This window comes from Streptomyces sp. NPDC026377, from assembly GCF_055567715.1.
Genome location: NZ_JBVHPV010000006.1, coordinates 236942 through 262924, shown reverse-complemented (window position 1 = coordinate 262924; position 25983 = coordinate 236942). Strand labels below are relative to the sequence as shown.

20 protein-coding genes are annotated in these 25983 nt (G+C 70.7%); 12 read left to right on the top strand and 8 right to left on the bottom strand.

Annotation, left to right across the window (positions count from 1 at the left end):
* The first annotated feature begins 56 nt into the window (after positions 1 to 56).
* The 4 genes from ACZ4MU_RS15790 (at position 57) to mshC (ending at position 3624) form a co-directional block, all read left to right on the top strand.
* On the top strand, positions 57 to 773 hold the full coding sequence (locus tag ACZ4MU_RS15790; protein ID WP_467876061.1) for a histidine phosphatase family protein: 717 nt from the start codon (positions 57 to 59) through the stop codon (positions 771 to 773).
* Between the two features lie 96 nt (positions 774 to 869).
* Complete coding sequence (locus tag ACZ4MU_RS15785) at positions 870 to 1460, top strand: DUF3090 domain-containing protein (RefSeq protein WP_385535481.1); 591 nt, start codon at positions 870 to 872, stop codon at positions 1458 to 1460.
* Entirely contained in the window at positions 1424 to 2263 is an 840-nt protein-coding gene (locus ACZ4MU_RS15780; RefSeq protein ID WP_467876058.1) for an SCO1664 family protein, read from the top strand. The genes ACZ4MU_RS15785 and ACZ4MU_RS15780 overlap by 37 nt, the downstream gene beginning before the upstream one ends.
* Before the next feature lie 131 nt (positions 2264 to 2394).
* A complete protein-coding gene (mshC, locus tag ACZ4MU_RS15775; RefSeq protein ID WP_467876055.1) occupies positions 2395 to 3624 on the top strand; it encodes a cysteine--1-D-myo-inosityl 2-amino-2-deoxy-alpha-D-glucopyranoside ligase in 1230 nt (409 codons plus the stop codon).
* A gap of 173 nt (positions 3625 to 3797) precedes the next feature.
* Here the strand turns inward: mshC and ACZ4MU_RS15770 are convergent, their stop codons facing one another.
* The 5 genes from ACZ4MU_RS15770 to ACZ4MU_RS15750 all read right to left on the bottom strand — a co-directional run bounded on the left by ACZ4MU_RS15770 (position 3798) and on the right by ACZ4MU_RS15750 (position 10094).
* Positions 3798 to 4796, bottom strand: coding sequence for a PAC2 family protein (locus ACZ4MU_RS15770; protein WP_467876052.1), 999 nt, complete (start codon positions 4794 to 4796; stop codon positions 3798 to 3800).
* A 227-nt stretch (positions 4797 to 5023) separates the two neighbouring features.
* A complete protein-coding gene (locus tag ACZ4MU_RS15765) occupies positions 5024 to 6634 on the bottom strand; it encodes a glycerol-3-phosphate dehydrogenase/oxidase (protein ID WP_467876049.1) in 1611 nt (536 codons plus the stop codon).
* 7 nt (positions 6635 to 6641) lie between these two features.
* Complete coding sequence (gene glpK, locus ACZ4MU_RS15760; protein WP_365110406.1) at positions 6642 to 8183, bottom strand: glycerol kinase GlpK; 1542 nt, start codon at positions 8181 to 8183, stop codon at positions 6642 to 6644.
* Between the two features lie 52 nt (positions 8184 to 8235).
* The gene (locus tag ACZ4MU_RS15755) at positions 8236 to 9027 is read right to left on the bottom strand and encodes an MIP/aquaporin family protein (RefSeq protein WP_467876046.1); all 792 of its coding nucleotides are present in this window, start codon (positions 9025 to 9027) and stop codon (positions 8236 to 8238) included.
* Between the two features lie 302 nt (positions 9028 to 9329).
* Positions 9330 to 10094: an IclR family transcriptional regulator gene (locus ACZ4MU_RS15750; RefSeq protein WP_467876043.1), complete on the bottom strand. Its 765-nt coding sequence runs from the start codon at positions 10092 to 10094 to the stop codon at positions 9330 to 9332.
* A 281-nt stretch (positions 10095 to 10375) separates the two neighbouring features.
* On the opposite strand from ACZ4MU_RS15750, the gene metH reads away from it, so the two are divergent.
* The 4 genes from metH (at position 10376) to ACZ4MU_RS15730 (ending at position 18578) form a co-directional block, all read left to right on the top strand.
* The gene (gene metH, locus ACZ4MU_RS15745; protein ID WP_467876041.1) at positions 10376 to 13888 is read left to right on the top strand and encodes a methionine synthase; all 3513 of its coding nucleotides are present in this window, start codon (positions 10376 to 10378) and stop codon (positions 13886 to 13888) included.
* 158 nt (positions 13889 to 14046) lie between these two features.
* The gene (locus ACZ4MU_RS15740) at positions 14047 to 14748 is read left to right on the top strand and encodes an HAD family hydrolase (protein ID WP_467876039.1); all 702 of its coding nucleotides are present in this window, start codon (positions 14047 to 14049) and stop codon (positions 14746 to 14748) included.
* A 527-nt stretch (positions 14749 to 15275) separates the two neighbouring features.
* The gene (locus ACZ4MU_RS15735; RefSeq protein WP_467876037.1) at positions 15276 to 16877 is read left to right on the top strand and encodes an ABC transporter substrate-binding protein; all 1602 of its coding nucleotides are present in this window, start codon (positions 15276 to 15278) and stop codon (positions 16875 to 16877) included.
* 114 nt (positions 16878 to 16991) lie between these two features.
* The gene (locus tag ACZ4MU_RS15730) at positions 16992 to 18578 is read left to right on the top strand and encodes an ABC transporter substrate-binding protein (protein WP_467876035.1); all 1587 of its coding nucleotides are present in this window, start codon (positions 16992 to 16994) and stop codon (positions 18576 to 18578) included.
* Positions 18579 to 18676: 98 nt separating this feature from the next.
* On the opposite strand, the gene ACZ4MU_RS15725 is transcribed toward ACZ4MU_RS15730, so the two are convergent.
* Entirely contained in the window at positions 18677 to 19348 is a 672-nt protein-coding gene (locus ACZ4MU_RS15725) for a response regulator (protein ID WP_053723497.1), read from the bottom strand.
* A 108-nt stretch (positions 19349 to 19456) separates the two neighbouring features.
* Positions 19457 to 20314, bottom strand: a complete 858-nt coding sequence (locus tag ACZ4MU_RS15720) for a RecB family exonuclease (protein WP_467876032.1) — start codon at positions 20312 to 20314, stop codon at positions 19457 to 19459.
* A 103-nt stretch (positions 20315 to 20417) separates the two neighbouring features.
* Between ACZ4MU_RS15720 and ACZ4MU_RS15715 the strand changes: the two genes are divergently transcribed.
* The 3 genes from ACZ4MU_RS15715 to ACZ4MU_RS15705 all read left to right on the top strand — a co-directional run bounded on the left by ACZ4MU_RS15715 (position 20418) and on the right by ACZ4MU_RS15705 (position 23428).
* Positions 20418 to 21668 (top strand): site-2 protease family protein, encoded by a 1251-nt coding sequence (locus ACZ4MU_RS15715; RefSeq protein WP_467876029.1) that lies wholly within the window; start codon positions 20418 to 20420, stop codon positions 21666 to 21668.
* Positions 21669 to 21743: 75 nt separating this feature from the next.
* On the top strand, positions 21744 to 22631 hold the full coding sequence (locus tag ACZ4MU_RS15710) for a tRNA (adenine-N1)-methyltransferase (RefSeq protein ID WP_067156039.1): 888 nt from the start codon (positions 21744 to 21746) through the stop codon (positions 22629 to 22631).
* 224 nt (positions 22632 to 22855) lie between these two features.
* Entirely contained in the window at positions 22856 to 23428 is a 573-nt protein-coding gene (locus ACZ4MU_RS15705; protein WP_467876026.1) for a hypothetical protein, read from the top strand.
* 37 nt (positions 23429 to 23465) lie between these two features.
* On the opposite strand, the gene ACZ4MU_RS15700 is transcribed toward ACZ4MU_RS15705, so the two are convergent.
* The gene (locus tag ACZ4MU_RS15700) at positions 23466 to 23744 is read right to left on the bottom strand and encodes a ferredoxin (protein WP_467876023.1); all 279 of its coding nucleotides are present in this window, start codon (positions 23742 to 23744) and stop codon (positions 23466 to 23468) included.
* A 278-nt stretch (positions 23745 to 24022) separates the two neighbouring features.
* Here ACZ4MU_RS15700 and arc point away from each other — a divergent pair, with 278 nt between their 5' ends.
* A complete protein-coding gene (gene arc / locus ACZ4MU_RS15695) occupies positions 24023 to 25789 on the top strand; it encodes a proteasome ATPase (RefSeq protein ID WP_467876021.1) in 1767 nt (588 codons plus the stop codon).
* Positions 25790 to 25983: the final 194 nt, after the last annotated feature.

Genomic DNA, 25983 nt, shown 5'->3' with positions numbered 1-25983 from the left:
TCCGCGAAGCCGTACCGCCCGCACCCCCGCGCGCCGCTCGGCCTACGCTGGCGGACATGGCCACGCTGATCCTCGTACGTCACGGACGTTCCACCGCCAACACCTCGGGCGTGCTGGCCGGGCGCACGCCCGGTGTGCTGCTGGACGAGCGCGGGGCCGCCCAGGCCGCCGCGCTGCCCGCCCGGCTCGCCGGACTGCCGATCGCCGCCGCCGTCTCCAGCCCGCTGGAGCGCTGCCGCGAGACCCTGCGCCCGCTCCTCGACGCCCGGCCCGGCCTCGCGCTCCACACCGACGAGCGCGTCAGCGAGTGCGACTACGGCGACTGGTCGGGCCGCAAGCTCGCCGAGCTCGTGGAGGACCCGCTGATGGAGGTGGTGCAGCAGCACCCGTCGGCCGCGGCCTTCCCGGGCGGCGAGTCGATGCCGGCCATGCAGCGCCGGGCCGTCGAGGCGGTGCGCGAGTGGAACGCGCGCGTGGAGGCCGAGCACGGGCCGGACGCCGTGTTCCTCGTGTGCTCGCACGGGGACATCATCAAGTCGGTCGTCGCCGACGCCCTCGGAATGCATCTGGACCTCTTTCAGCGGATCTCGGTGGAACCGTGTTCCCTGACCGTCATCCGCTACACCCGGCTGCGCCCGTTCCTGGTGCGACTGGGGGAGACCGGGGACCTCGCCTCGCTCGCGCCGAGGGAGCCGAAGGAGCCGCGGGACCCGGCCGCGGAGCCGGCCGATGAGGGCCGGGCCGTCGTGGGGGGTGGCGCGGGAGCACCGTGATCGCCGGGCGCAGTAGGGTGGACGGGCCGAAAACACCGCGCTCCGCCCCGCCGGGCCCGCGCTCATCGCTCACTTCCGACATAGGGAGACCAGGACGTGTCCCGTCAGGTGTTCTTCTACGACCCACCGGACCGCTTCGTGGCCGGTACGGTCGGGCTGCCCGGGCGCCGTACGTTCTTCCTCCAGGCGTCCGCGGGCAGCCGCACCACCAGCGTCGCCCTGGAGAAGACCCAGGTCGCCGCCCTCGCCGAGCGCATCGACGAGCTCCTTGACGAGGTCGTGCGGCGCACCGGCGGCAACGCGCCCGTACCGGCCGTCGCCCCGGCCGATGTCACCGACACCGCGCCGCTGGACTCGCCGGTGGAGGAGGAGTTCCGCGTCGGCACGATGGCGCTCGCCTGGGACGGCGAGGAGCAGCGCATGGTCATCGAGGCGCAGGCCCTGGTCGAGCTCGACGCCGACTCCGACGAGGACCTCGCCGAGGCCGAGGAGCGGCTGCTCCAGGACGACGAGAACGGCCCGCCGATGCTGCGGGTGCGCCTCACCGGCGCCCAGGCCCGCGCGTTCGCCAAGCGCGCCCTGGACGTGGTCAACGCGGGCCGCCCGCCGTGCCCGCTGTGCAGCCTGCCGCTCGACCCGGAAGGACACGTATGCCCGCGCCAGAACGGATACCGACGGGGAGCCTGACGGCGGTGGACCTGCTGGCCAAGGGCGAACTCACCGTCCTCGGCCGGATCCGCGAGGCGTCCAACGCGGTGCTCTACTGCTCCGTCTCGTACGAGGGCGCGCAGGCCCACTGCGTCTACAAGCCGGTGGCCGGTGAGCGCCCGCTGTGGGACTTCCCCGACGGCACCCTCGCCCAGCGCGAGGTCGCCGCGTACGAGGTCTGCGCGGCGCTGGGCTGGGACCTGGTGCCGCCCACCGTGCTGCGCGACGGACCGTACGGCGAGGGCATGGTCCAGCTGTGGATCGAGCGGCCCGCCGAGGCAGCGGAGGCCGGTGACCAGGAGGGTCTGCTCGCGCTCGTCGACGGCGAGGAGCCGGACGAGGGCTGGAAGCCGGTCGGGCTCGCGGACGTGGGGGAGGGCCGTACGGCGCTTTTGGTGCACGCCGACGACGAGCGGCTGCGACGGCTCGCCGTCCTGGACGCGGTGATCAACAACGGCGACCGCAAGGGCGGCCATCTGCTGCCCGCCGAGGGCGGCCGGCTCTACGGCATCGACCACGGCGTCACCTTCAACGTCGACGACAAGCTGCGCACCCTGCTGTGGGGCTGGGCGGGCGAGCCGCTGACGGCGGAAGCGGTGGCGGCGCTGACCGGGCTGGCCGCCGCGCTGAGGCCGGGGGAGCCGCTCGCCACCCGACTGGCGGAGCTGATCACCGCCGCCGAGCTCGACGCCCTGCGGGACCGGGTGGCGGCCCTGCTGGCCGAAGGGGTGCACCGCAGCCCGTCCGGTGAGTGGCCGCCGATCCCCTGGCCACCAGTGTAGTCCCGGCCGGAGGACGTAACGGGACAAGCCGGATCCATGCACGGCGGGCCGCGCCCGCGCAAGACCCCTCATTCGGCCAAGAGCGCCTATCCGGTTCGAATCTGGAGCGTGCGTCCGGTTACGCTCATGACATGTATGCCTGGCCCGCTTCTGAGGTCCCCGCCCTGCCCGGCAAGGGCCGCGACCTCCGGATCCACGACACCGCGACCGGCGGTCTGGTCACCCTCGACCCCGGTCCCGTCGCCCGTATCTACGTCTGCGGCATCACTCCGTACGACGCGACCCACATGGGTCACGCGGCGACCTACAACGCGTTCGACCTCGTGCAGCGCGTGTGGCTCGACACCAAGCGGCAGGTCCACTACGTCCAGAACGTCACCGACGTCGACGATCCGCTCCTGGAGCGGGCCATCCGCGACGGGCACGACTGGACCGAGCTCGCCGAGCGCGAGACCGCGCTCTTCCGCGAGGACATGACCGCCCTGCGGATGCTTCCCCCCGAGCACTACATCGGTGCCGTCGAGGCGATACCGGGCATCGTGCCGCTCGTCGAGCGGCTGCGGGACCTGGGCGCCGCCTACGAGCTGGACGGCGACATCTACTTCTCGGTGGAGAGCGACGCCCACTTCGGGCAGGTCTCCCGCCTCGACGCCGAGGCCATGCGGCGGCTCTCCGCCGAGCGCGGCGGCGACCCCGAGCGCCCGGGGAAGAAGAACCCGCTCGACCCGATGCTGTGGATGGCCGCCCGCGAGGGCGAGCCGAGCTGGGACGGCGCGAGCCTGGGCCGTGGCCGGCCCGGCTGGCACATCGAGTGCGTCGCCATCGCCCTCGACCACCTGGGCATGGGCTTCGACGTCCAGGGCGGCGGCTCCGACCTCGCCTTCCCGCACCACGAGATGGGCGCCTCGCACGCCCAGGTGCTCACCGGCGAGTTCCCGATGGCCCGGGCGTACGTCCACGCCGGCATGGTCGCCCTGAACGGCGAGAAGATGTCGAAGTCCCGGGGCAACCTGGTCTTCGTCTCCGCGCTGCGCCGCGACGGCGTCGACCCGGCGGCGATCCGCCTCTCGCTGCTCTCGCACCACTACCGGGCCGACTGGGAGTGGACCGACCAGGTCCTCCAGGACGCCCTGGAGCGGCTGGAGCGCTGGCGTGCGGCCGTCTCCCGCCCCGACGGGCCGTCCGCGGACGCGCTGGTCGAGGAGATCCGCGAGGCCCTGGCGAACGACCTGGACGCCCCCAGGGCTCTCCTGGCCGTGGACCGGTGGGCCGAGCTCCAGCGGACGCAGGGCGGTACGGACGAGAGCGCGCCCGGGGTGGTCTCCCGCGCCGTCGACGCGCTGCTCGGCGTCGCGCTGTAGTCGGTGTCGGCCAGGGCGCCGGGCGGGCAGTGGCCCCGCCCGGCGCCCTTCCGTATCCGCGGGCCTCCGGGCCCCTGAACCGCCGCGACCGGGCCGACGACGCCGCCGACCGGGCCACTCCTTCGCCGACGCGGGCGGCCGGATGCCCCGGCGCCCCCGCGGCACGCTTGCGCTCAGCCCTCCGACGACTCGCCCTCGCCCGGCTCCTCCGGATCCTCGCGCGACGGCTTCGGCGGCCGGGTGCGGCCACTGCTGGTGTCGCGCAGATACGACGTGGACTCGCCCCCGTCCGTGGCGTGCCCGCCGGGTCCCGGGCCACCGGGCCCCGGACCGCCGTCGCGGCGGCGCAGATACCGCTCGAACTCGCGGGCGATCGCCTCGCCGGACGCCTCGGGCAGGTCCGCGGTGTCCCGCGCCTCCTCCAACGTCTGCACGTACTCGGCCACTTCGCTGTCCTCGGCCGCCAGCTGGTCCACGCCGAGCTGCCACGCCCGGGCGTCCTCGGCCAGCTCGCCCAGCGGGATGCGCAGGTCGATGAGGTCCTCCAGCCGGTTCAGCAGGGCGAGGGTGGCCTTGGGGTTCGGCGGCTGCGACACGTAGTGGGGCACCGCGGCCCAGAGGCTGACCGCCGGGACGCCCGCGTGGGTGCAGGCCTCCTGGAGGATGCCGACGATGCCGGTCGGGCCCTCGTACCGGGTCTCCTCCAAGTCCATCGTGCGAGCCAGGTCGGGGTCGGAGGTGACCCCGCTGACCGGCACCGGACGGGTGTGCGGGGTGTCCCCCAGCAGCGCGCCCAGGATCACCACCATCTCCACGCCCAGCTCGTGCGCGAAGCCGAGGATCTCGTTGCAGAACGAGCGCCAGCGCATGGACGGTTCGATCCCGCGCACCAGCACCAGGTCGCGCGGTTTGTCGCCGCCGACCCGGACGACCGAGAGGCGGGTGGTGGGCCAGGTGATCCGGCGGACCCCGCCCTCCAGGAACACGGTGGGCCGGTTGACCTGGAAGTCGTAGTAGTCCTCAGCGTCGAGGGCGGCGAAGACTTCGCCCTTCCACTCGCGCTCCAGGTGAGCGACGGCCGAGGAGGCGGAGTCGCCCGCGTCGTTCCAGCCCTCGAACGCGGCGATCATGACCGGGTCGACCAGCTCGGGAACTCCCTCCAGCTCGATCACCCAGTGCCTCCCTCCGAAGTTCTCTTGCGTACGCCCCAACCTTACGGCTTCAGCACTACCCCGCCGCAGCCCCCGTGCACGCCCCCTCCCCGTCTCAGTGATCCCCGCATGAACCGGCGAACTCCGGGGCAGAGCGCGGTCTCCGGGCCGCGCTCGCGCAGCGCGGAAGGGGCGGCTCCCCCCGTGGGAACCGCCCCTTCCGGCTGATGTGCCGGGCGGGACCCTCGTCAGTCCCTCTTGCCGAGCAGGTCCTCGACCTTGCCGCGGATCTCGTCCGTGGCCAGGCCCCGGATCGTCAGCGTGGTGCGGCGGCGCAGCACGTCGTCGGCCGTCTCGGCCCACTCGTGGTCGCGCGCGTAGACGACCTGCGCCCAGATCTCGGGCGCGTCCGGGTGGATCCGCTCGGCCAGCGCCGCGTCCTCGTTGGCCAGGCGCGCGATGTCGAAGGAGAGCGAACCGTAGTGCGTGGCGAGGTGCTTGGCGGTGTCGGCGGCCATGCGCGGGCCGGGCGCCGGGCCGTCCACCATCAGGCGGTGGGCGACGGCGCGCGGGTTGGCTATACCGGGCAGCGGCAGCTTGCCGGGCAGCGCGGAGATGGGCTCGAAGTCCTCACCGAGCGGGCGCCCGGGCAGCTGCTCCAGCTTCTTCATCACCGTACGGCCGATGTGGCGGAACGTCGTCCACTTGCCGCCGGCCACCGACAGCATGCCGCCGCGGCCCTCGGTGACGACCGTCTCGCGCTTGGCCTTGGAGGTGTCGCCGGGGCCGCCCGGAAGGACGCGCAGACCGGCGAAGGAGTACGTGATCAGATCGCGCGACAGCTGCTGGTCGCGGATGGAGAACGCGGCCTCGTCCAGGATCTGGGCGGTGTCCTTCTCGGTGACCGCGACGTCCGCCGGGTCGCCCTCGAACTCCTCGTCCGTGGTGCCGAGCAGGAGCATGTCCTCCCACGGCAGCGCGAAGGTGATGCGGTACTTGTCGATCGGGGTCGCCAGCGCGGCCTTCCAGGGGGAGGTGCGCTTGAGGACCAGGTGCGCGCCCTTGGACAGGCGGATGGACGGGGCCGCGTCCGGGTTCTCCATCCTGCGCAGGTGGTCGACCCAGGGGCCGGTCGCGTTCAGCACCAGACGGGCGTCGACGCCGAACTCGTCGCCGGAGAGGCGGTCGCGCAGCTCGGCACCGGTGACGCGGCCCCGGGTGAAGCGCAGCCCGGTGACCTCGGCGTGGTTGAGCACCGCGGCGCCCGCGTCCACCGCGGCGCGGACCGTCATCAGGGCCATGCGCGCGTCGTTCATCTGGTCGTCGCCGTAGACGGCCACGGCCTTCAGGTTGTCCGTGCGCAGCTCCGGCACGTCCTGCGCGGCCTTGGAGGGCGAGAGCAGGTGGCCGACGCCGTCACCGAAGGCGGAGAGCGCCGAGTAGGCGAAGACGCCCGCGCCGAGCTTGGCCGCGCCGTGCGGGCCGCCCTTGTAGACGGGCAGGTAGAAGGTGAGCGGGTTGGCGAGGTGCGGTGCCACCTGACGCGACACCGCACGCCGCTCGAAGTGGTTCTCGGCCACCAGCTTCACGGCGCCGGTCTGCAGGTAGCGCAGACCGCCGTGCAGGAGCTTGGAGGAGGCCGAGGAGGTGGCGCCGGCGAAGTCGCCGGCGTCCACCAGGGCCACCCGCAGCCCGGACTGCGCGGCGTGCCAGGCGGTGGAGATGCCCAGGATGCCGCCGCCGATCACCAGGAGGTCGTATGTCGCCTTGGAAAGCTGCTCCCGAGTTTCGGCGCGGCTCTGGGTGGAGCCGGAGGCCGGGTGCGTCCCCAGGGCAGGGACGCTCTGCGTGGTGGTCATGGTCGATCTACTCCTCGTCCTCGATCCAGCCCATGGTCCGCTCGACGGCCTTGAGCCAGTTCTTGTACTCGCTGTCACGCTGGTCGGCGTCCATGCGAGGGGTCCATTCCGCCGCCCGGCGCCAGTTGGCGCGCAGCGCGTCGGTGTCCGGCCAGAAGCCGACGGCGAGGCCGGCGGCGTAGGCGGCGCCGAGGCAGGTCGTCTCGGCGACCATCGGACGCACCACCGGCGCGTCCAGGAAGTCCGAGAGGGTCTGCATCAGCAGGTTGTTGGAGGTCATGCCGCCGTCGACCTTGAGCGCGGTCAGCTCGACGCCGGAGTCCTTGGTCATGGCGTCGCTGATCTCGCGGGTCTGCCAGGCGGTGGCCTCAAGGACGGCGCGCGCGATGTGCGCCTTGGTGACGTACCGGGTGAGACCGGCGATCACACCGCGGGCGTCGGGACGCCAGTACGGGGCGAACAGACCGGAGAAGGCCGGCACGAAGTACGCGCCGCCGTTGTCCTCGACCGAGGAGGCCAGCGTCTCGATCTCCGCGGCGGTCTTGATCATGCCCATCTGGTCGCGCATCCACTGCACCAGCGAACCCGTGACGGCGATGGAGCCCTCCAGGGCGTAGACCGGCTTCTGCTCGCCGATCTGGTAGCCGACGGTGGTCAGCAGGCCGTTGTAGGAGTTGACGGGCTTGTCACCGGTGTTCATCAGCATGAAGGTGCCGGTGCCGTACGTGGACTTGGCCTCGCCCTCGGAGAAGCAGGTCTGGCCGAACAGGGCCGCCTGCTGGTCGCCGAGCGCGGAGGCGACCGGGACGCCGTCCAGGACGCCGCCCTTGGCGTGGCCGTACACCTCGGCGGAGGAGCGGATCTCGGGCAGCACGGCCGCCGGGATGTCCATGGAGGCGAGGATCTTCTCGTCCCACGCCATCTCGTGGAGGTTCATGAGCAGCGTGCGCGAGGCGTTGGTGACGTCCGTGACGTGCACACCGCCGTCGGTGCCGCCGGTCAGGTTCCAGATGACCCAGGAGTCCATGGTGCCGAAGAGGATGTCGCCGCGCTCGGCGCGCTCGCGCAGGCCCTCGACGTTGTCGAGCAGCCAGCGGACCTTGGGGCCGGCGAAGTACGAGGCGAGCGGCAGGCCGGTCTGGCGGCGGAAGCGGTCCTGGCCCACGTTGCGGCCGAGCTCGCGGCAGAGCGCGTCGGTGCGGGTGTCCTGCCACACGAGCGCGTTGTGCACGGGCTCGCCGGTGTTCTTGTCCCACAGCAGCGTGGTCTCGCGCTGGTTGGTGATGCCGATCGCCTTGACGTCGGCGGCGGTGATGCCCGCCTTGTCGATGGCGCCCGCCACGACTTCCTGGACGTTGGTCCAGATCTCGGCGGCGTCGTGCTCGACCCAGCCCGGCTTCGGGAAGATCTGCTCGTGCTCCTTCTGGTCGACCGAGACGATCCGGCCGTCCTTGTCGAAGACGATGCAGCGGGAGGAGGTGGTGCCCTGGTCGATGGCCGCGATGAAGGGGCCGTGGCCGTGCGAGGCGGTGGTGTGGGTGTCGCTCACGGGTTTCTCCTGGAGGTCTGAAGGTCTCTACGGCTTCTCAACGCTGTACGGCTCAGGCGAACGCGAGGTTGTACAGGCCGCCCGCGAGGGCGGCACCGGCCAGCGGGCCGACGACCGGCACCCAGGCGTAGCCCCAGTCCGAACCGCCCTTGTTGGGCAGCGGCAGCAGCGCGTGCACGATGCGCGGGCCCAGGTCACGGAACGGGTTGATGGCGTAGCCGGTGGGACCGCCGAGCGAGAGGCCGAGGCCGACGACGACCAGCGAGGTGATCAGTACGCCGATGACGCCGAGGCCCTTGCCGTCGCCGTTGAGGCCCTGGGTCAGGATGGCCAGGACCAGCACGGCGGTGCCGATGATCTCGGTGGTGAGGTTCTGTATCGCGTTGCGGATCTCGGGGCCGGTGGAGAAGATGCCGAGCACCGGGCCGGCGTGCGAGGCGCCGTTGTGCGGCCCCTCGATCGCCTGGTCGGCCGGGTCGCCGATGATCTCCGGGTCGGTCAGGTGCGCCTGGAACTGGCCGTAGTAGGCGAGCCACACCAGGGTGGCGCCGATCATGGCGCCGAGCAGCTGTCCCGCGAGGTAGGTGGGCACGTCGCTCCACTCGGTGCCGCCCTCGATCGCGAGGCCGAGCGTCACCGCCGGGTTGAGGTGCGCACCCGAGAGCGGTGCGGAGATGTAGGCGCCGGTGAGCACCGCGAAGCCCCACCCGAAGGTGATGGCCAGCCAGCCCGCGTTGCGTGCCTTGGAGCTCTTCAGCGTGACGGCGGCGCACACGCCACCGCCGAGCAGGATGAGAACGGCGGTACCGATGATCTCGCCGGTGAAGATGTCGGAGCTGGACACCCGCGACTCCTTTGTCCTTCGTCCAGGGGAAGGCGAACCCCGGGTGACTCCGGTGGTCCGCGCCCTCACGTCGAGGGCTTGACGGCCCTTGGCGTTGTCACACTCTAACTCGTATTGCCGTTAGGTGTTCGACAATGCCGACCGATGAACGGCAGTGTTGCCCCGGTGTGAAGGTGTCGTCAAGGGTTCTGTGGCCGGTATCCCGATCGTTACCAGCAGGTATCTTTCGGCCACATTGATCGGAAACTTCCGGCCAGGATCGGAAACGATCAGAGCGGGGCCGGAAGCGGCTGGTCAGGCGCTCAGAAGCGGCCGGCGCCCAGGTCGCGCGAGACCGAGCGGGCGCAGTCGCGCACCGCCGCCACCAGGTCGGGACGGATCTCGCCGTCCGCGCACACGCGCTCCACCGCCCCGGTCACCCCCACCGCCCCCACCGGCATCCGGCGCCGGTCGAAGATGGGGGCGGCCACCGACGCCACCCCGTCCCAGGTCTCCTCCGTGTCCCCGGCCCAGCCGCGCGCGCGGATCAGGTCGAGCAGCTCCTCGAAGCGGTCCGGCTCGGTCACCGTGCGGGGCGTGAACGCCGTCCGCTCGCACTCCACGGCCTCGGTGTGCGCCACCGGGTCGAAGGCGGAGAGCACCTTGCCGAGCGCGGTGGAGTGCAGCGGCTGCATCGCCCCGACCTCCAGGACCTGGCGGCTGTCGTCGGGCCGGAAGACGTGGTGCATGATCAGCACGCCCTGCTGGTGCAGAACACCCACGTACACGCTCTCCCCGCTGGAGCGCGCCAGGTCGTCCGTCCACACCAGGGCCCGCGCCCGCAGCTCGTGGACGTCCAGATAGCTGTTGCCCAGGCGCAGCAGCTCCGCGCCGAGCTGGTAGCGCCCGGACGCCGGGTCCTGCTCCACGAACCCCTCCGCCTGGAGGGTGCGCAGGATGCCGTGCGCGGTGCCCTTGGCCAGGCCGAGCGCGGAGGCCACCTCGGACAGGCCGAGCCGCCGCTCGCCGCCCGCGAGCAGCCGCAGCATGGCGGCCGCCCGTTCGAGCGACTGGATGTTGCGCGCCATCGCGCTTCCTCCCACCTTTGGAACATGGAGTTCGACAATGCTGAACAGTATCGGCCGTTGCCGACCCCGTGTCACCGTGATGGACGGCTCCGGCCGCCATCCGGCCAGTTCAGATGACCGCCGCACCCCGGCCGTCCGGCGGTCACCCGGGCGGCCCCACCCGCCGTCCGCCCCGTGGGACACCTGTGCCCAGGGAGCCGGTGCCCGGTTACCCTGACCGGGTGCGGCCTCCCCCCGGACGCCGCAAAGCCGACAGCCGTCGCACTCCAGGGAGCACATCCATGGCCTCGTTGCCGACCCCTTCCGCCGACAGCCGGACCCGCGCCGACGCGCTCCGCGAAGCGCTCGCCACCCGCGTGGTGGTGGCCGACGGAGCCATGGGCACCATGCTCCAGGCCCAGGACCCCACCCTGGAGGACTTCCAGGACCTCGAGGGCTGCAACGAGATCCTCAACATCACCCGGCCCGACATCGTGCGCTCGGTGCACGAGGAGTACTTCGCCGTCGGTGTCGACTGCGTGGAGACCAACACCTTCGGCGCCAACTTCTCCGCCCTCGGCGAGTACGACATCTCCGAGCGGGTGTACGAGCTGTCCGAGGCGGGCGCCCGGATCGCCCGCGAGGTGGCCGATGCCTTCACCGCCTCCACCGGGCAGCAGCGCTGGGTGCTCGGCTCCATGGGCCCCGGCACCAAGCTGCCCACCCTCGGCCACGCCCCGTACACCACCCTGCGCGACGCCTACCAGCGCAACGCCGAGGGCATGCTCGCGGGCGGCGCCGACGCGCTCCTGGTGGAGACCACCCAGGACCTGCTCCAGACCAAGGCGGCCGTCCTCGGCGCCCAGCGCGCCCTGGACACCGCCGGCTACCGCGTCCCGATCATCTGCTCGGTCACCGTCGAGACCACCGGCACCATGCTGCTCGGCTCCGAGATCGGTGCGGCGCTCACCGCGCTGGAGCCGCTCGGCATCGACATGATCGGCCTCAACTGCGCCACCGGCCCCGCCGAGATGAGCGAGCACCTGCGCTATCTCGCCCGCCACTCCCGGGTGCCGCTGTCCTGCATGCCCAACGCCGGACTGCCCGTCCTCGGCAAGGACGGCGCCCACTACCCGCTCTCCGCGCCGGAGCTCGCCGACGCCCAGGAGACCTTCGTACGCGAGTACGGCCTCTCCCTGGTCGGCGGCTGCTGCGGCACCACGCCCGAGCACCTGCGCCAGGTCGTCGAGCGGGTCCGGGGCATGGCCCCGACCGAGCGCAGCCCGCGCCCCGAGCCCGGCGCCGCCTCCCTCTACCAGACCGTCCCGTTCCGCCAGGACACCTCGTACCTGGCGATCGGCGAGCGCACCAACGCCAACGGCTCCAAGAAGTTCCGCGAGGCCATGCTGGAGGGCCGCTGGGACGACTGCGTGGAGATGGCCCGCGACCAGATCCGCGAGGGCGCCCACATGCTCGACCTCTGCGTCGACTACGTGGGCCGCGACGGCGTCGCCGACATGGAGGAGCTGGCCGGCCGCTTCGCCACCGCCTCCACCCTCCCGATCGTCCTCGACTCCACCGAGGTGGACGTCCTGCGGGCGGGTCTGGAGAAGCTCGGCGGGCGCGCGGTCATCAACTCCGTCAACTACGAGGACGGCGACGGGCCCGAGTCGCGGTTCGCCAAGGTCACCGAGCTGGCCGTGGAGCACGGCGCGGCGCTGATCGCGCTCACCATCGACGAGGAGGGCCAGGCCCGTACCGTCGAGCACAAGGTCGCCGTCGCCGAGCGGCTCATCGACGACCTCACCGGCACCTGGGGCGTCCATGAGTCGGACATCCTCATCGACTGCCTCACCTTCACCATCTGCACCGGCCAGGAGGAGTCCCGCAAGGACGGCATCGCCACCATCGAGGCCATCCGCGAGCTCAAGCGTCGCCACCCGGACGTCCAGACCACGCTCGGTCTCTCCAACATCTCCTTCGGCCTCAACCCGGCCGCCCGGGTCGTCCTCAACTCGGTGTTCCTGGACGAGTGCGTCAAGGCGGGCCTGGACTCCGCGATCGTGCACGCCTCCAAGATCCTGCCGATCGCGCGGCTGGAGGAGGAGCAGGTCAAGGTCGCCCTCGACCTCATCCACGACCGCCGCGCCGAGGGCTACGACCCGCTCCAGCGGCTCATGGAGCTCTTCGAGGGCGTCAGCACCAAGTCGATGAAGGCGGGCAAGGCCGAGGAGCTGCTCGCCCTGCCGCTGGAGGAGCGCCTCAAGCGCCGGATCATCGACGGCGAGAAGAACGGCCTGGAGGCCGACCTCGACGAGGCGCTGCTGACCCGCCCGGCGCTCGACATCGTCAACGACACCCTCCTGGAGGGCATGAAGGTCGTCGGCGAGCTCTTCGGCTCCGGCCAGATGCAGCTGCCGTTCGTCCTGCAGTCCGCCGAGGTCATGAAGAGCGCGGTGGCCCATCTGGAGCCGCACATGGAGAAGTCGGACGCGGAGGGCAAGGGCACCATCGTCCTGGCCACCGTGCGCGGCGACGTCCACGACATCGGCAAGAACCTCGTCGACATCATCCTGTCCAACAACGGCTACAACGTCGTCAACCTCGGCATCAAGCAGCCCGTCTCCGCGATCCTGGAGGCCGCCGAGGAGCACCGGGCCGACGTCATCGGCATGTCCGGTCTCCTGGTGAAGTCGACCGTGATCATGAAGGAGAACCTGGAGGAGCTCAACCAGCGCAAGATGGCCGCCGACTACCCGGTGATCCTCGGCGGCGCGGCCCTCACGCGCGCGTACGTCGAGCAGGACCTGCACGAGATCTACGAGGGCGAAGTCCGTTACGCCCGCGACGCGTTCGAGGGCCTGCGCCTGATGGACGCGCTGATCGCGGTGAAGCGCGGCGTGCCCGGCGCGGTCCTGCCCGAACTCAAGCAGCGCCGGGTGGCGAAGCGGACGACGGCCCTGCCCGAGCCGGAGGAGCCCGAGGGTTCGGTCCGCTCGGACGTGGCGGTCGACAACCGCGTCCCCGAGCCGCCCTTCTGGGGCACCCGGGTGATCAAGGGCATCGGCCTCAAGGAGTACGCCTCCTGGCTGGACGAGGGGGCGCTCTTCAAGGGCCAGTGGGGCCTCAAGCAGAACCGGACCGGCGACGGGCCGAGCTACGAGGAGCTGGTGGAGAGCGAGGGCAGGCCGCGGCTGCGCGGCTGGCTGGAGCAGCTGCACACCAGGAACCTGCTGGAGGCGGCCGTCGTCCACGGCTACTTCCCGTGCGTCTCCAAGGGCGACGACCTGATCATCCTGAACGAGGACGGCTCGGAGCGGACGCGCTTCACCTTCCCGCGCCAGCGCCGGGGCCGCCGGCTGTGCCTGGCGGACTTCTTCAGGCCGGAGGAGTCCGGCGAGACCGACGTGGTCGGGTTCCAGGTCGTCACGGTCGGCTCGAAGATCGGCGAGGCCACGGCCGAGCTGTTCGCGGCCGACTCCTACCGCGACTACCTCGAACTGCACGGCCTGTCCGTGCAGTTGGCCGAGGCCCTGGCCGAGTACTGGCACGCGCGCGTGCGCGCCGAACTCGGCTTCGCGGGCGAGGACCCCTCCGAGGTGGAGGACATGTTCGCCCTGAAGTACCGCGGCGCGCGCTTCTCGCTCGGCTACGGTGCCTGTCCCGACCTGGAGGACCGCGCCAAGATCGCCGAGCTCCTCGAACCCGAGCGGATCGGCGTCCACCTCTCCGAGGAGTTCCAGCTCCACCCCGAGCAGTCCACGGACGCCATCGTCATCCACCACCCGGAGGCGAAGTACTTCAACGCGCGGTAGGCGCTCCCCGCGGTCCCACCGCGGCCCCACCGCGCCCCGACGGGGACGTGACCCTCACCACGGGCGTTCGGTGCCGGCCGGACGTACACTGGTCGGTCCAGCGCAGGCCGGTTCCCCCTGAGAACCGGCCTTCTCGTCCCTCCAGGAGGTGTGCCCGGATGACCACCACGGTTCCCGCGCCCGTAACCGGTTCGGCTCAAGGCTCCGCCCTCGAAGCCGTCTTCCTCGACATGGACGGCACCCTGGTCGACACCGAGGGGTTCTGGTGGGACGTCGAGGTGGAGGTCTTCGCCGCGCTCGGCCGCACGCTCAAGCCGACCTGGCGCGAGGTCGTGGTGGGCGGCCCGATGACCCGCAGCGCCGGGTTCCTCATCGAGGCCACGGGCGCCGACATCACCGTGCCCGAGCTCACCGTGCTGCTCAACGACCGTTTCGAGGCGCGCATCGGCCAAGGGGTGCCGCTGATGCCCGGTGCCGCCCGGCTGCTGGGCGAGCTCGCCCAGCACGCGGTGCCGACCGCCCTGGTCTCGGCCTCGCACCGGCGGATCATCGACCGGGTCCTGGACACGCTGGGCGCGCGCCACTTCGCGCTCACCGTCGCCGGGGACGAGGTGGGCCGCACCAAGCCGCACCCCGAGCCGTACCTCTTCGCCGCCGCCGGGCTCGGCGCGGACCCCACCAGATGCGCGGTCGTCGAGGACACCGCGACCGGTGTGGCGGCCGCCGAGGCGGCCGGCTGCCGGGTGGTGGCGGTGCCCTCCGTGGCGCCCATCGAGGCAGCCGAGGGCCGGGTCGTCGTGGAATCCCTGGAACAGGTCGACCTGGCTTTTCTGCGTACGCTGATCACCAGGATGAACTGATCCGTCACACACAGCGCGCTATGTGAATGCGGCGCAAACCGATCGCATCCGGCCGTGCATTTTCCGTTACCCCGCAAGGGGGCGGCAGCGCCATCACCTCGGTGGAATTCACGACGCGTCAATCCTTGTCCAGCCTTGTCAAGTGGGTGACGTTCGTCACCTGATCTGCCGTCAGTGACCCACGTCAAGGGCGTCCCCCGGCCTTCCGGAGGTGCCCTTGTGTCCTGTTTGGTGATCTCCTGTACGAAAGATTCCACCGCCGCGATATCCGACGGCCGCTATTTCCGGCCACTCCGTGGCGTGTGAATGGAGCAGGCCCGGTACGGGCTTTACCGGCCCGCCCACTAATCTCGTCGCGAGAACTTCGCCGCACCCTCAACTGCCCCGGCACCCACCAAGCCGCCGGGCGCGCAGGTCCGATCGTACGTACCGGCCCGATCGCCTCCCCGCCCCGACCGGGCGGCCGCGGCGGAGTCTTCCGTACACCGCTGTACCCCAGTGCCGGACACATAGGGAGAACGTCCAGGATGAACCGCAAGACTTTGGTGCTGCCGGCCGTAGTGGGCCTGCTCGCCCCCGTACTCGCCGCATGTGGCGGCGCGGGAAGTGGGGGCGACGGCGGCAAGGCCATCGTCGTGGGCACCACGGACCAGTTCGTGGTCACCAAGGACGCGCCCGCTCCCTTCGACCCGGCCTACGCCTACGACACCGGCGCCTGGAACGTGCTGCGCCAGACCGTCCAGATGCTGGTCCACGTGCCGCGCGGCGGTGGCGAGCCGGTCCCGGACGCGGCCTCCAGCTGCTCGTTCACCGACAAGGAGAACGAGAGCTACCGCTGCAAGCTGCGCAGCGGCCTGAAGTTCGCCGACGGCTCCAAGCTGACCGCCGCCGACGTCCACTACTCCATCCAGCGCGTCCTGAACATCAAGGACGGCAACGGCCCCGTCGCGCTGCTCGAGAACATCGACACGATGGAGACCAAGGGCGACGACGAGATCGTCTTCCATCTGAAGACCCCGGACGCCACCTTCCCGTACAAGCTCGCGACGCCCGCCGCCGCCATCGTGCAGAAGGACAAGTACCTGCCGAAGAAGCTGCGCGGCGGCTTCGAGGTCGACGGCTCCGGCCCGTACACCCTCAAGGCCGAGTACAAGGGCGACCAGGTCGTCAAGGCCGTCTTCAGCAAGAACCCCAACTACAAGGGGGACTTGAAGGTCAACCACGACAAGGTCGAGCTCCGCTCGTTCCCCGACGCCGACGCCATGGGCGCCGAGCTCGAATCCGGCAAGATCGACCTGATGACCCGCTCCATGTCGCCGGAGCAGATCCAGAAGTACTCGGTCACCCCGCCCAAGGACGTCAACCTGGTCGAGATGCCCGGCCTGGAGATCCGCTATCTGGGCTTCAACACCAACGACCCGTCGGTGAAGAACAAGGCCGTCCGCCAGGCGATGGCCGCCGTCGTCGACCGCGGCGCGCTGGCCTCCAAGGTGTACGGGGCGACCGCCGAGCCGCTCTACTCGCTGATCCCGACCTCGATCGCCGGACACACCAACTCGTTCTTCAACAAGTACGGCGAGCCGAGCAAGCAGAAGGCCGCGGGCATCCTCAAGGCCGCGAACGTCTCCACTCCGGTGAAGCTCACCCTGAACTACACGGGCGACCACTACGGCCCGGGCACCGCCAAGGAGTTCGCGATCCTCCGGGACCAGCTGAACTCCACCGGCCTCTTCGCCACCACGCTCAAGGCGACCGAGTGGCCCAAGTACCGCCCGGCGCAGAAGGCCGGCGAGTACGCCGTCTACGGCCTCGGCTGGTTCCCCGACTTCCCGGACCCGGACAACTACGTCGCGCCCTTCCTCGGCCGCGACAACTTCCTCAACTCGCCGTACTCCAACGTCGAGGTCCGCAACACCCTGATCCCCGAGTCCCGGGTCGCGGCCGACCGCAACCAGGCCGCCAAGCCGTTCGAGAAGATCCAGGACATCGTCGCCAACGACGTCCCGGTGCTGCCGCTGTGGCAGGGCAAGCAGTACGTCGCCGCCCGCAGCGACATCACGGGCACCGAGTGGGCGCTCAACTCCTCGGCCGACCTCCAGCTGTGGGAGCTGGGCCGCGGTGTGAAGTAACGCAGGACCCGGCCGCGACTCCCACGGGCCGGTAAGCAATTTCCGTGCGGCCGCGGACCTGCGGGGGCGACCCCGCGGGGCCGCGGCCGAGCAACGACTGTGAGGCACGCGCACGTGAAGATACGGAACCGATGGCTGACGGGCCCGCTCGCCGCGGGGCTGGCGGCCGGTCTCCTCAGCGGCTGCGGCTCGGAGGACGGCTCCTCCTCCGGAAGCGGGGAGTCGGTGGTCATGGGGATGTCGGACGACATCCAGGCCACCGATCCGGCCTCCGGCTACGACCCGGGCTCCTGGCTGCTGTTCAACAACGTCTTCCAGTCGCTGCTCAGCTTCCCCAAGGGAAGCTCCGCCCCGCAGCCCGAGGCCGCCGAGCAGTGCTCGTTCGACAAGGGCGGCTCCCAGGTCTTCCGCTGCACCCTGCGCGAGGGCCTGAAGTTCACCAACGGCCACGCGCTGACCTCCGAGGACGTGAAGTTCTCGTTCGAGCGGGTGCTGCGCATCAACGACCCCAACGGGCCCGCCCCGCTGCTCTCCACTCTGGGGAAGATCGAAACCCCGAACGCGCAGACGGTCGTCTTCCACCTCAAGGTGCCGGACGCCACCTTCCCCAGCAGGATCGCCTCCGGTGCCGGCTCGATCGTCGACCACCAGGTGTACCCGGCGAACAAGCTGCGCACCGACGGCGAGGCGGTCGGCTCGGGCGTCTACAAGCTGGACGCCTTCGGTGAGAAGCAGGCCAGCTTCTCGGTGAACTCCGCCTACAAGGGCAGTGCCAAGGTCAAGAACTCCGGCATGACCATGAAGCTCTTCCACGGCCGCCAGAAGGACCTGGCGGACGCGCTGAAGAAGGGTGACATCGACCTCGCCTACCGTGGTCTCACCGCCAAGGACATCGCCGACCTCCAGGCCTCCAGCGTGGCCGACAAGAAGGGCGTCAAGGTCGTCGAGGGCACCGGCGCCGAGGTCCAGCACCTGGTCTTCAACATGAACGACCCGGTCGCGGGCAAGCTCGCGGTCCGCAAGGCCGTCGCCTACCTCGTCGACCGCGAGGCGCTGGTGCGCGATGTCTACAAGTCGACCGCCACGCCGCTCTACTCGATCGTGCCGAGCGGTATCACCGCGCACAGCACCGCCCTGTTCGACATGTACGGCGGCAGCCCGCAGCCCGCGAAGGCCAAGCAGGTGCTGCACAAGGCCGGGATCAACGGCAAGGTCAAGCTCACCCTCTGGTCCACGCCCATCCGCTACGGACCGGGCACCGACGACGAGATGCGGGCCATAGCCAAGCAGCTCAACGCGAGCGGGCTGTTCGAGGCGGAGGTCAAGTCCGTCGACTTCAAGCAGTACGAGAAGGACATCGCGGCGGGCAAGTACGGGGTGTACGTGAAGGGCTGGATCCCCGACTACCCGGACCCGGACAACTTCACCTCGCCGTTCTTCGGCAAGGACAGCGTGCTGGCCAACCACTACGTCAGCAAGGCGATCACGGACGAGATCATCCCGTCCACCGCCGCCACCGAGGACCGCTCGGCCACCGAGGCCGACTTCTCCCGCCTCCAGGACCTCGTCGCGGCCGACCTGCCGATCCTGCCGCTGTGGCAGGGCAAGCAGTACGCGGTGGCCCGCGAGGGCGTGGCGGGCCTGGAGTGGACGCTGGACCCGTCGACGGTCTTCCGGTTCTGGGAGATCAGCAAGAACTAGGCGCCGCGAACGCGGCGGAAGCGCGGAACGCTACGAAGGGGTGCGGGAATCGATTCCCGCACCCCTTCGTCGTTTCTGTCGCGTCGCGCGCTTCCGCCCTACTGCGCGCCGGGCCGGACCAGGCCGCTCTCGTACGCGTAGACCGCCGCCTGGACCCGGTCGCGCAGGCCCAGCTTCGTCAGCACATGGCCCACATGCGTCTTCACCGTCGTCTCGCTGACGAACAGGTCCGCGGCGATCTCCGCGTTGGACAGGCCGCGCGCCACCAGCTTCAGGACCTCGACCTCGCGGTCGGTCAGCGTGTGCAGGGTGTCCGGGACCGGCTCCTCGCCCGAGGGGAGGTGGTCCGCGTACTTGTCCAGCAGCCGGCGGGTGATGGAGGGGGCGAGCATCGCCTCGCCCGCCGCGACCACCCGGATCGCCTGCACCAGCTCATTGGCCGGGGCGTCCTTCAGCAGGAAGCCGCTGGCCCCCGCCTTCAGCGCCTCCACCACGTACTCGTCGAGGTCGAAGGTGGTAAGCACCAGCACCTTGGCGGGGCCGTCCTTGCCCGGGCCGCTGATCTGCCGGGTCGCCTCCACGCCGTCCATCCGGGGCATCCGGATGTCCATCAGCACCACATCGGGCTGGAGCGCCCGCACCTGGTCGAGGGCCTGGAGACCGTCGCCGGCCTCGCCCACCACCGCGATGTCCTGCTCGGCTTCCAGGATCATCCGGAAACCGGTGCGCAGCAGCGGCTGGTCGTCGACCAGTAGGACGCGGATCGCCACGGGAACTCCTCATCAGGGTTGCTGGACCGGGTCCATTCTGCCCTGCCCACCCTGTGCCGCCTCGGCCGGCAGCAGGCGAAGCCGCTGCGCCCGCCGGGCCGTCGTGTCTCAGCCCGTGCGATCCTCGGCCGCGACCAGGGGAAGCGGATAGGCCGGGGGAGTCCCCCCGAATTCCGGGCAGACCGCCTGGTGGTCGCACCAGCCGCAGAGCTTGGTGGGCCGGGGCCGCCAGTCGCCCGTCTCGGTGGCCTGGCGGATCGCCTCCCACAGGGCGTGCAGCTTCCGCTCCACCTGGTGCAGGTCCGCTTCCACCGGGTCGTACGTCAGCACGTCGCCGCTGCCCAGGTAGACCAGCTGGAGCCGGCGCGGCAGCACGTTCTTCAAACGCCACACCACCAGCGCGTAGAACTTCATCTGGAAGAGCGCGCCCTCCGCGTACTGCGGGCGCGGGGCCTTGCCGGTCTTGTAGTCGACGATCCGCACCTCGCCGGTGGGCGCCACGTCGACCCGGTCGATCACCCCGCGCAGCCGCAGCCCCGACTCCAGCTCCGTCTCGACGAAGAACTCCCGCTCCACCGGCTCCAGCCGGGTCGGGTCCTCCAGCGAGAACCACCGCTCCACCAGCCGCTCGGCCTCCGACAGCCACTGCGTCAGCCGCGCCCCGTCCGCGTCCTCGGCGAAGAGCTCCGTCAGCTCGGGCTTCACCTCCAGGAGCCGGTCCCACTGCCCGGGGATCATCGCCTTCGCGCGCGGAACGGTCCGCTCCGCCGCGGGGTCGTCGAAGAGGCGCTCCAGCACCGCGTGCACCAGCGTGCCGCGCGTCGCCGCCTCGCTCGGCTTCTCGGGGAGTTTGTCGATCACCCGGAACCGGTACAGCAAGGGGCACTGCATGAAGTCGTTCGCCCGCGACGGCGACAACGACACGGGCCGCCGGTCCGGCGCGGCCTGCTGGGTGCTCGTATCCATGACACAGACCCTACGGCCCGCCACTGACAGCGAGCGGAATACCATCGACGACGAGCCCCCTCACACTGCATGATCGTGACAGAAGCACCGACGAAGGGACACCGTGGACGAGAGCGGCGACAGCAAGAGGCCGCAGTCCGGCGCGGGCGACGAAGGCCCCGGCTCCGCGCCCGGCAGCGGCAGGTCGCCCCGGGGACCGGAGCCGGGCGGCGGACTCCTCATGGGGCGCCCCTTCGGCGTGCCGGTCTACGTCGCCCCCAGCTGGTTCCTGGTCGCCGCCCTGATCACCTGGGTCTTCGGCGGCCAGCTCGACCGGGTGCTGCCCGAGCTCGGCGCCGCCCGCTACCTCGTCTCGCTCTTCTTCGCCGTCGCCTTCTACGCCTCGGTGCTGGTCCATGAGCTCGCCCACACCGTCGCCGCACTCCGCTTCCGGCTGCCGGTGCGGCGCATCCAGCTCCAGTTCTTCGGCGGTGTCTCGGAGATCGAGAAGGAGACCGAGACCCCGGGCCGTGAATTCGTGCTCGCCTTCGTCGGCCCGCTGCTCTCGCTGGTCCTGTCGGGGCTGTTCTACGCCGGGATGCAGGCCGTCGAGCCGGGCACCGTCCCCGGGGTGCTGCTCGCCGGACTGATGATCTCCAATCTGATCGTGGCCGGCTTCAACCTGCTGCCCGGGCTGCCGCTGGACGGCGGCCGGATGCTCCGCGCCGTCGTGTGGAAGATCACGGGCAGGCCCATGAGCGGCACGGTCGCCGCCGCCTGGGTCGGCCGGGCGCTGGCCGTCACCGTCCTCATCGGCCTGCCGCTGCTCACCCAGACCGGCGCCCTGGGCAACGCGCCCGAAGAGGTCGACGGCATGGACACCGTCACCGACGCGCTGCTCGCCGCGATCCTCGCCGCGATCATCTGGACCGGCGCGGGCAACAGCCTGCGCATGGCCCGGCTGCGCGAGCACCTGCCGGAGCTGCGCGCCCGCAACCTCACCCGCCGGGCCGTTCCCGTGGAGTCCGCCACCCCGCTCTCCGAGGCGCTGCGCCGGGCCAACGAGGCCGGGGCGCGCGCCCTGGTCGTCGTCGACGGCCACGGCGATCCCACCGGTCTGGTCCGCGAGGCCGCCATCGTGGGCGTACCGGAGCACCGCCGCCCCTGGGTCGCGGTCAGCGGACTGGCCCAGGACCTCACCGACGGGATGCGCGTCCCGGCCGAGCTGGCGGGCGAACCTCTCCTGGACCGGCTGCGGGCCACCCCGGCCACCGAGTACCTGGTGGTCGAGGAGAGCGGGGAGATCTACGGAGTGCTCTCGGCCGCCGATGTCGAGAAGGCCTTCGTGGCGGCGATGGCGCGCCCCACCGCCTAGCCCGCGCCGCCCCGCCCGCCCCCGGCCGCACAGGCTGTGGCGCTCCCGGGTCAACAGGGCCGGTACCCTGTTCGTATGTCCGAACCGACCGGTGCCGCCCGCCGTCGCGGGCCCTTCAAGGTCGGGGACCAGGTCCAGCTCACCGACCCCAAGGGACGCCACTACACGTTCACGCTCGAAGCCGGGAAGAACTTCCACACCCACAAGGGTTCCTTTCCGCACGACGAGCTGATCGGCGCTCCCGAGGGCAGTGTTGTCCGTACCACCGGGAACGTCGCGTACCTCGCGCTGCGCCCGCTGCTCCCCGACTACGTCCTGTCCATGCCCCGCGGCGCCGCCGTGGTCTACCCCAAGGACGCGGGGCAGATCCTGGCCTTCGCCGACATCTTCGCCGGCGCGCGCGTCGTCGAGGCGGGCGTGGGCTCCGGCTCGCTCAGCGCCTTCCTGCTGCGCGCCATCGGCGACCACGGCATGCTCCACTCCTACGAGCGCCGCGCGGACTTCGCCGAGATCGCCCAGCAGAACGTGGAGCGCTACTTCGGCGAGCCGCACCCCGCCTGGCAGCTCACCGTGGGCGACCTCCAGGACAACCTGTCGGACACCGACGTCGACCGCGTCATCCTCGACATGCTGGCCCCCTGGGAGTGCCTGGACGCCGTTTCCAAGGCGCTGGTGCCCGGCGGCATCCTCTGCTGCTACGTGGCCACCACCACCCAGCTCTCGCGGACCGTCGAGGCGATCCGCGAGATCGGCTGCTTCGCCGAGCCGCAGCCGTGGGAGTCGATGATCCGCAACTGGCACGTGGAGGGCCTCGCCGTCCGCCCCGACCACCGGATGATCGGCCACACCGGCTTCCTCGTCACCGCCCGCCGCCTCGCGGACGGCGTCGAGCCCCCGCTGCGTCGCCGCCGCCCCGCCAAGGGCGCGTACGGAGACGACTACGAGGGCCCCAACAAGGACTGACGAGCCCGTACCTCCAACGCACCGGCGCCGCCGCCGAGTTCCCGGACCCGCCCGGGAACTCGGCGGCGGCGCTTTTCCGTTGGAGGTACGGGCCGGTCCGCCCCGCGGTGCGTCGCGCGGCGGCGCACACCGCCCCGACCCCGCTGTTCCGCCCGGGTGTGACGTATGGCACGATGCTGGCCACTCCCACCACCCGCGCCACCCCTCATCAGGAGACTTCCCGCGTGCAGAACGCCGCCGTCCCCGAGCTCGCGCACACCCTCGCCCGCCCGGTGCACTGGCTGGCCACGGCCGCCGCGATGGCCGGTGTCGTGGCGCTGGCCGGCTGGCTCCAGCCCGATGCCGCCAAGGCCTCCCAAGGGGCCCCGGGCGCCCGCGTGGCGGCGGCCCCGGCCCCGGACGCGGCGGCCGTCGCGTATCCGCTCCAGTGCGGGTCGGTGGGCGTCCAGGTGGCCGCCCGCGCCACCGGCGACCTCGACGGCGACGGACGCCCCGAGACCGTGGCTGCCGTCCACTGCCGGGCGGGCTCGGGCACCCCGCCGAGCGGGCTCTACGTCCTGACGCGGCCCGCCGTGCCGGGCGGCCCGCCCCGCCTGGTGGCCACGCTCGCCGACCCCCGCGAGAAGCTGAGTGTCCTGGCCCTCGCGGTCCGCGAGGGCGCGGTCACCGCGACCCTGCTCGGTTACTCCTCGCCGGACGTGCCGCGCTGCTGCCCGGACGAGAAGCGCATGACCAAGTGGCGGTGGCAGGGCGGGATGTTCGTCCGGAGCACCCGGGCCGAGGCGCCGAGCGTCTGATCCGTCACCGAGCGTAGGTGACTCGTTACTTAACGTCTCAGTCGGCGTCCGGCCCGTAGACCTCGACGCTGTCCGAAACCCGGCGTACGTGGATGCAGTCGCCCGGGCAGTCCTTCGCCGAGTCGACGACGTCCTGGAGCAGTGGCAGCGGCACCGGCGTCACGGCGCCCGGCGACTGCAACAGCTCGTCCTCGGCGCTCTTCACATAGGCCAGACCGTCGATGTCCAGCTCAAAGACCTCGGGCGCGTACTGGACACAGATGCCGTCGCCGGTGCAGAGCTCCTGGTCGATCCAGACCTCGAGCGCGTCGTTCATGTCGCCTGCCGTTCCTGCGCGGTGCTGTGGTCGTGCGGTGTGCCCCACCCCACAGCCTGGTCCGGGCAATCCGTACCAGTCCTGACGGGTGTTGACCGACTCGACGATACAACCGCCCGCTTTCCGATGTTGATGGGTGGGTATTCCCCTGGCGTGAGGGAGAGCGCAAGGGTGAAGATCGGACACACCCCACAGTCTTTGTGATCTAGGGGTTTCAATCACCACCCGCCCAGGTAGGGTCAGGAAGCGTCCAGCTCCCCTTGGAGGAGGTGAGGACCGTGGCAGCCCACGACGACGACATCAACCGCGGCATCCGGCCCGGGCGGGGGTCTGAGGACCCAGCCGGCCAGGTTGCCTATCTAGAGCAGGAAATCGCCGTCCTGCGACGCAAGCTCGCCGACTCTCCGCGTCATACGAGGATTCTCGAAGAGCGGATCGTCGAGTTGCAGACCAACCTGGCGGGCGTGTCCGCGCAGAACGAGCGGCTCGCCAACACACTCCGCGAGGCCCGGGACCAGATCGTGGCCCTCAAGGAGGAGGTCGACCGGCTCGCACAGCCGCCGGCCGGCTTCGGTGTCTTCCTGCAGTCCAACGAGGACGGCACGGCGGACATCTTCACCGGGGGCCGCAAGCTCCGGGTGAACGTCAGCCCCAGCGTCGAGCTCGACGAGCTCCGGCGCGGCCAGGAAGTCATGCTCAACGAAGCGCTCAACGTGGTCGAGGCCATGGAGTTCGAGCGCGCCGGGGACATCGTCACCCTCAAGGAGATCCTGGAGGACGGCGAGCGCGCCCTGGTGATCGGGCACACCGACGAGGAGAGGGTGGTGAGGCTCGCCGAGCCGCTCCTGGACATCACCATCCGCCCCGGCGACGCCCTCCTGCTGGAACCCCGCTCCGGCTACGTGTACGAGGTGGTCCCCAAGAGCGAGGTCGAAGAACTCGTCCTCGAAGAGGTCCCGGACGTCGACTACGACAAGATCGGCGGACTCGGCGGCCAGATCGAGATGATCCGCGACGCGGTCGAGCTCCCGTACCTCTACCCGGACCTGTTCAAGGAGCACGAACTGCGGCCGCCCAAGGGCATCCTGCTCTACGGGCCGCCCGGCTGCGGCAAGACGCTCATCGCCAAGGCCGTCGCCAACTCGCTCGCCAAGAAGGTCGCCGAGGTGACCGGCCAGCCCGCGGGGAAGAGCTACTTCCTCAACATCAAGGGCCCCGAGCTCCTCAACAAGTACGTCGGTGAGACCGAGCGGCACATCCGCCTGGTCTTCCAGCGGGCCCGGGAGAAGGCCAGCGAGGGCACCCCCGTCATCGTCTTCTTCGACGAGATGGAGTCCCTCTTCCGCACCCGCGGATCCGGTGTCAGCTCGGACGTGGAGAACACCATCGTCCCGCAGCTGCTCGCCGAGATCGACGGTGTGGAGGGCCTGGAGAACGTCATCGTCATCGGCGCCTCCAACCGCGAGGACATGATCGACCCGGCCATCCTGCGCCCCGGGCGCCTGGACGTGAAGATCAAGATCGAGCGGCCCGACGCCGAGGCGGCCAAGGACATCTTCGCCAAGTACCTCACGGCCTCCCTCCCGCTGCACGCGGACGACCTGGCCGAGCACAGCGGCTCCAAGGACGTGGCGGCCCACGCGATGATCCAGTCCGTCGTCGAGCAGATGTACGCGGAATCCGAGGAGAACCGCTTCCTGGAGGTCACGTACGCCAACGGCGACAAGGAAGTCCTCTATTTCAAGGACTTCAACTCCGGCGCCATGATCCAGAACATCGTGGACCGGGCCAAGAAGATGGCCATCAAGGCCTTCCTCGACCACAACCAGAAGGGCATCCGCGTCTCCCATCTCCTCCAGGCCTGCGTGGACGAGTTCAAGGAGAACGAGGACCTGCCCAACACCACCAACCCCGACGACTGGGCCCGTATCTCCGGAAAGAAGGGCGAGCGGATCGTGTTCATCCGTACCCTCGTCACCGGAAAGCAGGGCGCGGACACCGGACGCTCCATCGACACCGTGGCCAACACCGGTCAGTACCTGTAGCACACAGGGGCGGCTGCGGGTGCCCGGCCGGGGCATCCGCAGCCGCCTGCGTTTCCGGCCGAATTCCGGCCATGGACCGACCAAGAGCAATGACGGAATTGATCTCCCCACCAGCGCAAAGGCGTTCTAGGCTCTTCCGTACCGCCGAGTCGCGCAGTGCGGGGACGGGCACCGCACACGCACCGGAGAAACAG

Coding starts and splice junctions, on each gene's coding strand:
- ACZ4MU_RS15790 (WP_467876061.1), top strand. CDS start 57: ATGGCCACGCTGATCCTCGTACGTCACGGACGTTCCACCGCCAACACC.
- ACZ4MU_RS15780 (WP_467876058.1), top strand. CDS start 1,424: ATGCCCGCGCCAGAACGGATACCGACGGGGAGCCTGACGGCGGTGGAC.
- mshC (WP_467876055.1), top strand. CDS start 2,395: ATGTATGCCTGGCCCGCTTCTGAGGTCCCCGCCCTGCCCGGCAAGGGC.
- ACZ4MU_RS15765 (WP_467876049.1), bottom strand. CDS start 6,634: ATGACCACCACGCAGAGCGTCCCTGCCCTGGGGACGCACCCGGCCTCC.
- ACZ4MU_RS15750 (WP_467876043.1), bottom strand. CDS start 10,094: ATGGCGCGCAACATCCAGTCGCTCGAACGGGCGGCCGCCATGCTGCGG.
- metH (WP_467876041.1), top strand. CDS start 10,376: ATGGCCTCGTTGCCGACCCCTTCCGCCGACAGCCGGACCCGCGCCGAC.
- ACZ4MU_RS15740 (WP_467876039.1), top strand. CDS start 14,047: ATGACCACCACGGTTCCCGCGCCCGTAACCGGTTCGGCTCAAGGCTCC.
- ACZ4MU_RS15735 (WP_467876037.1), top strand. CDS start 15,276: ATGAACCGCAAGACTTTGGTGCTGCCGGCCGTAGTGGGCCTGCTCGCC.
- ACZ4MU_RS15720 (WP_467876032.1), bottom strand. CDS start 20,314: ATGGATACGAGCACCCAGCAGGCCGCGCCGGACCGGCGGCCCGTGTCG.
- ACZ4MU_RS15710 (WP_067156039.1), top strand. CDS start 21,744: ATGTCCGAACCGACCGGTGCCGCCCGCCGTCGCGGGCCCTTCAAGGTC.
- ACZ4MU_RS15700 (WP_467876023.1), bottom strand. CDS start 23,744: ATGAACGACGCGCTCGAGGTCTGGATCGACCAGGAGCTCTGCACCGGC.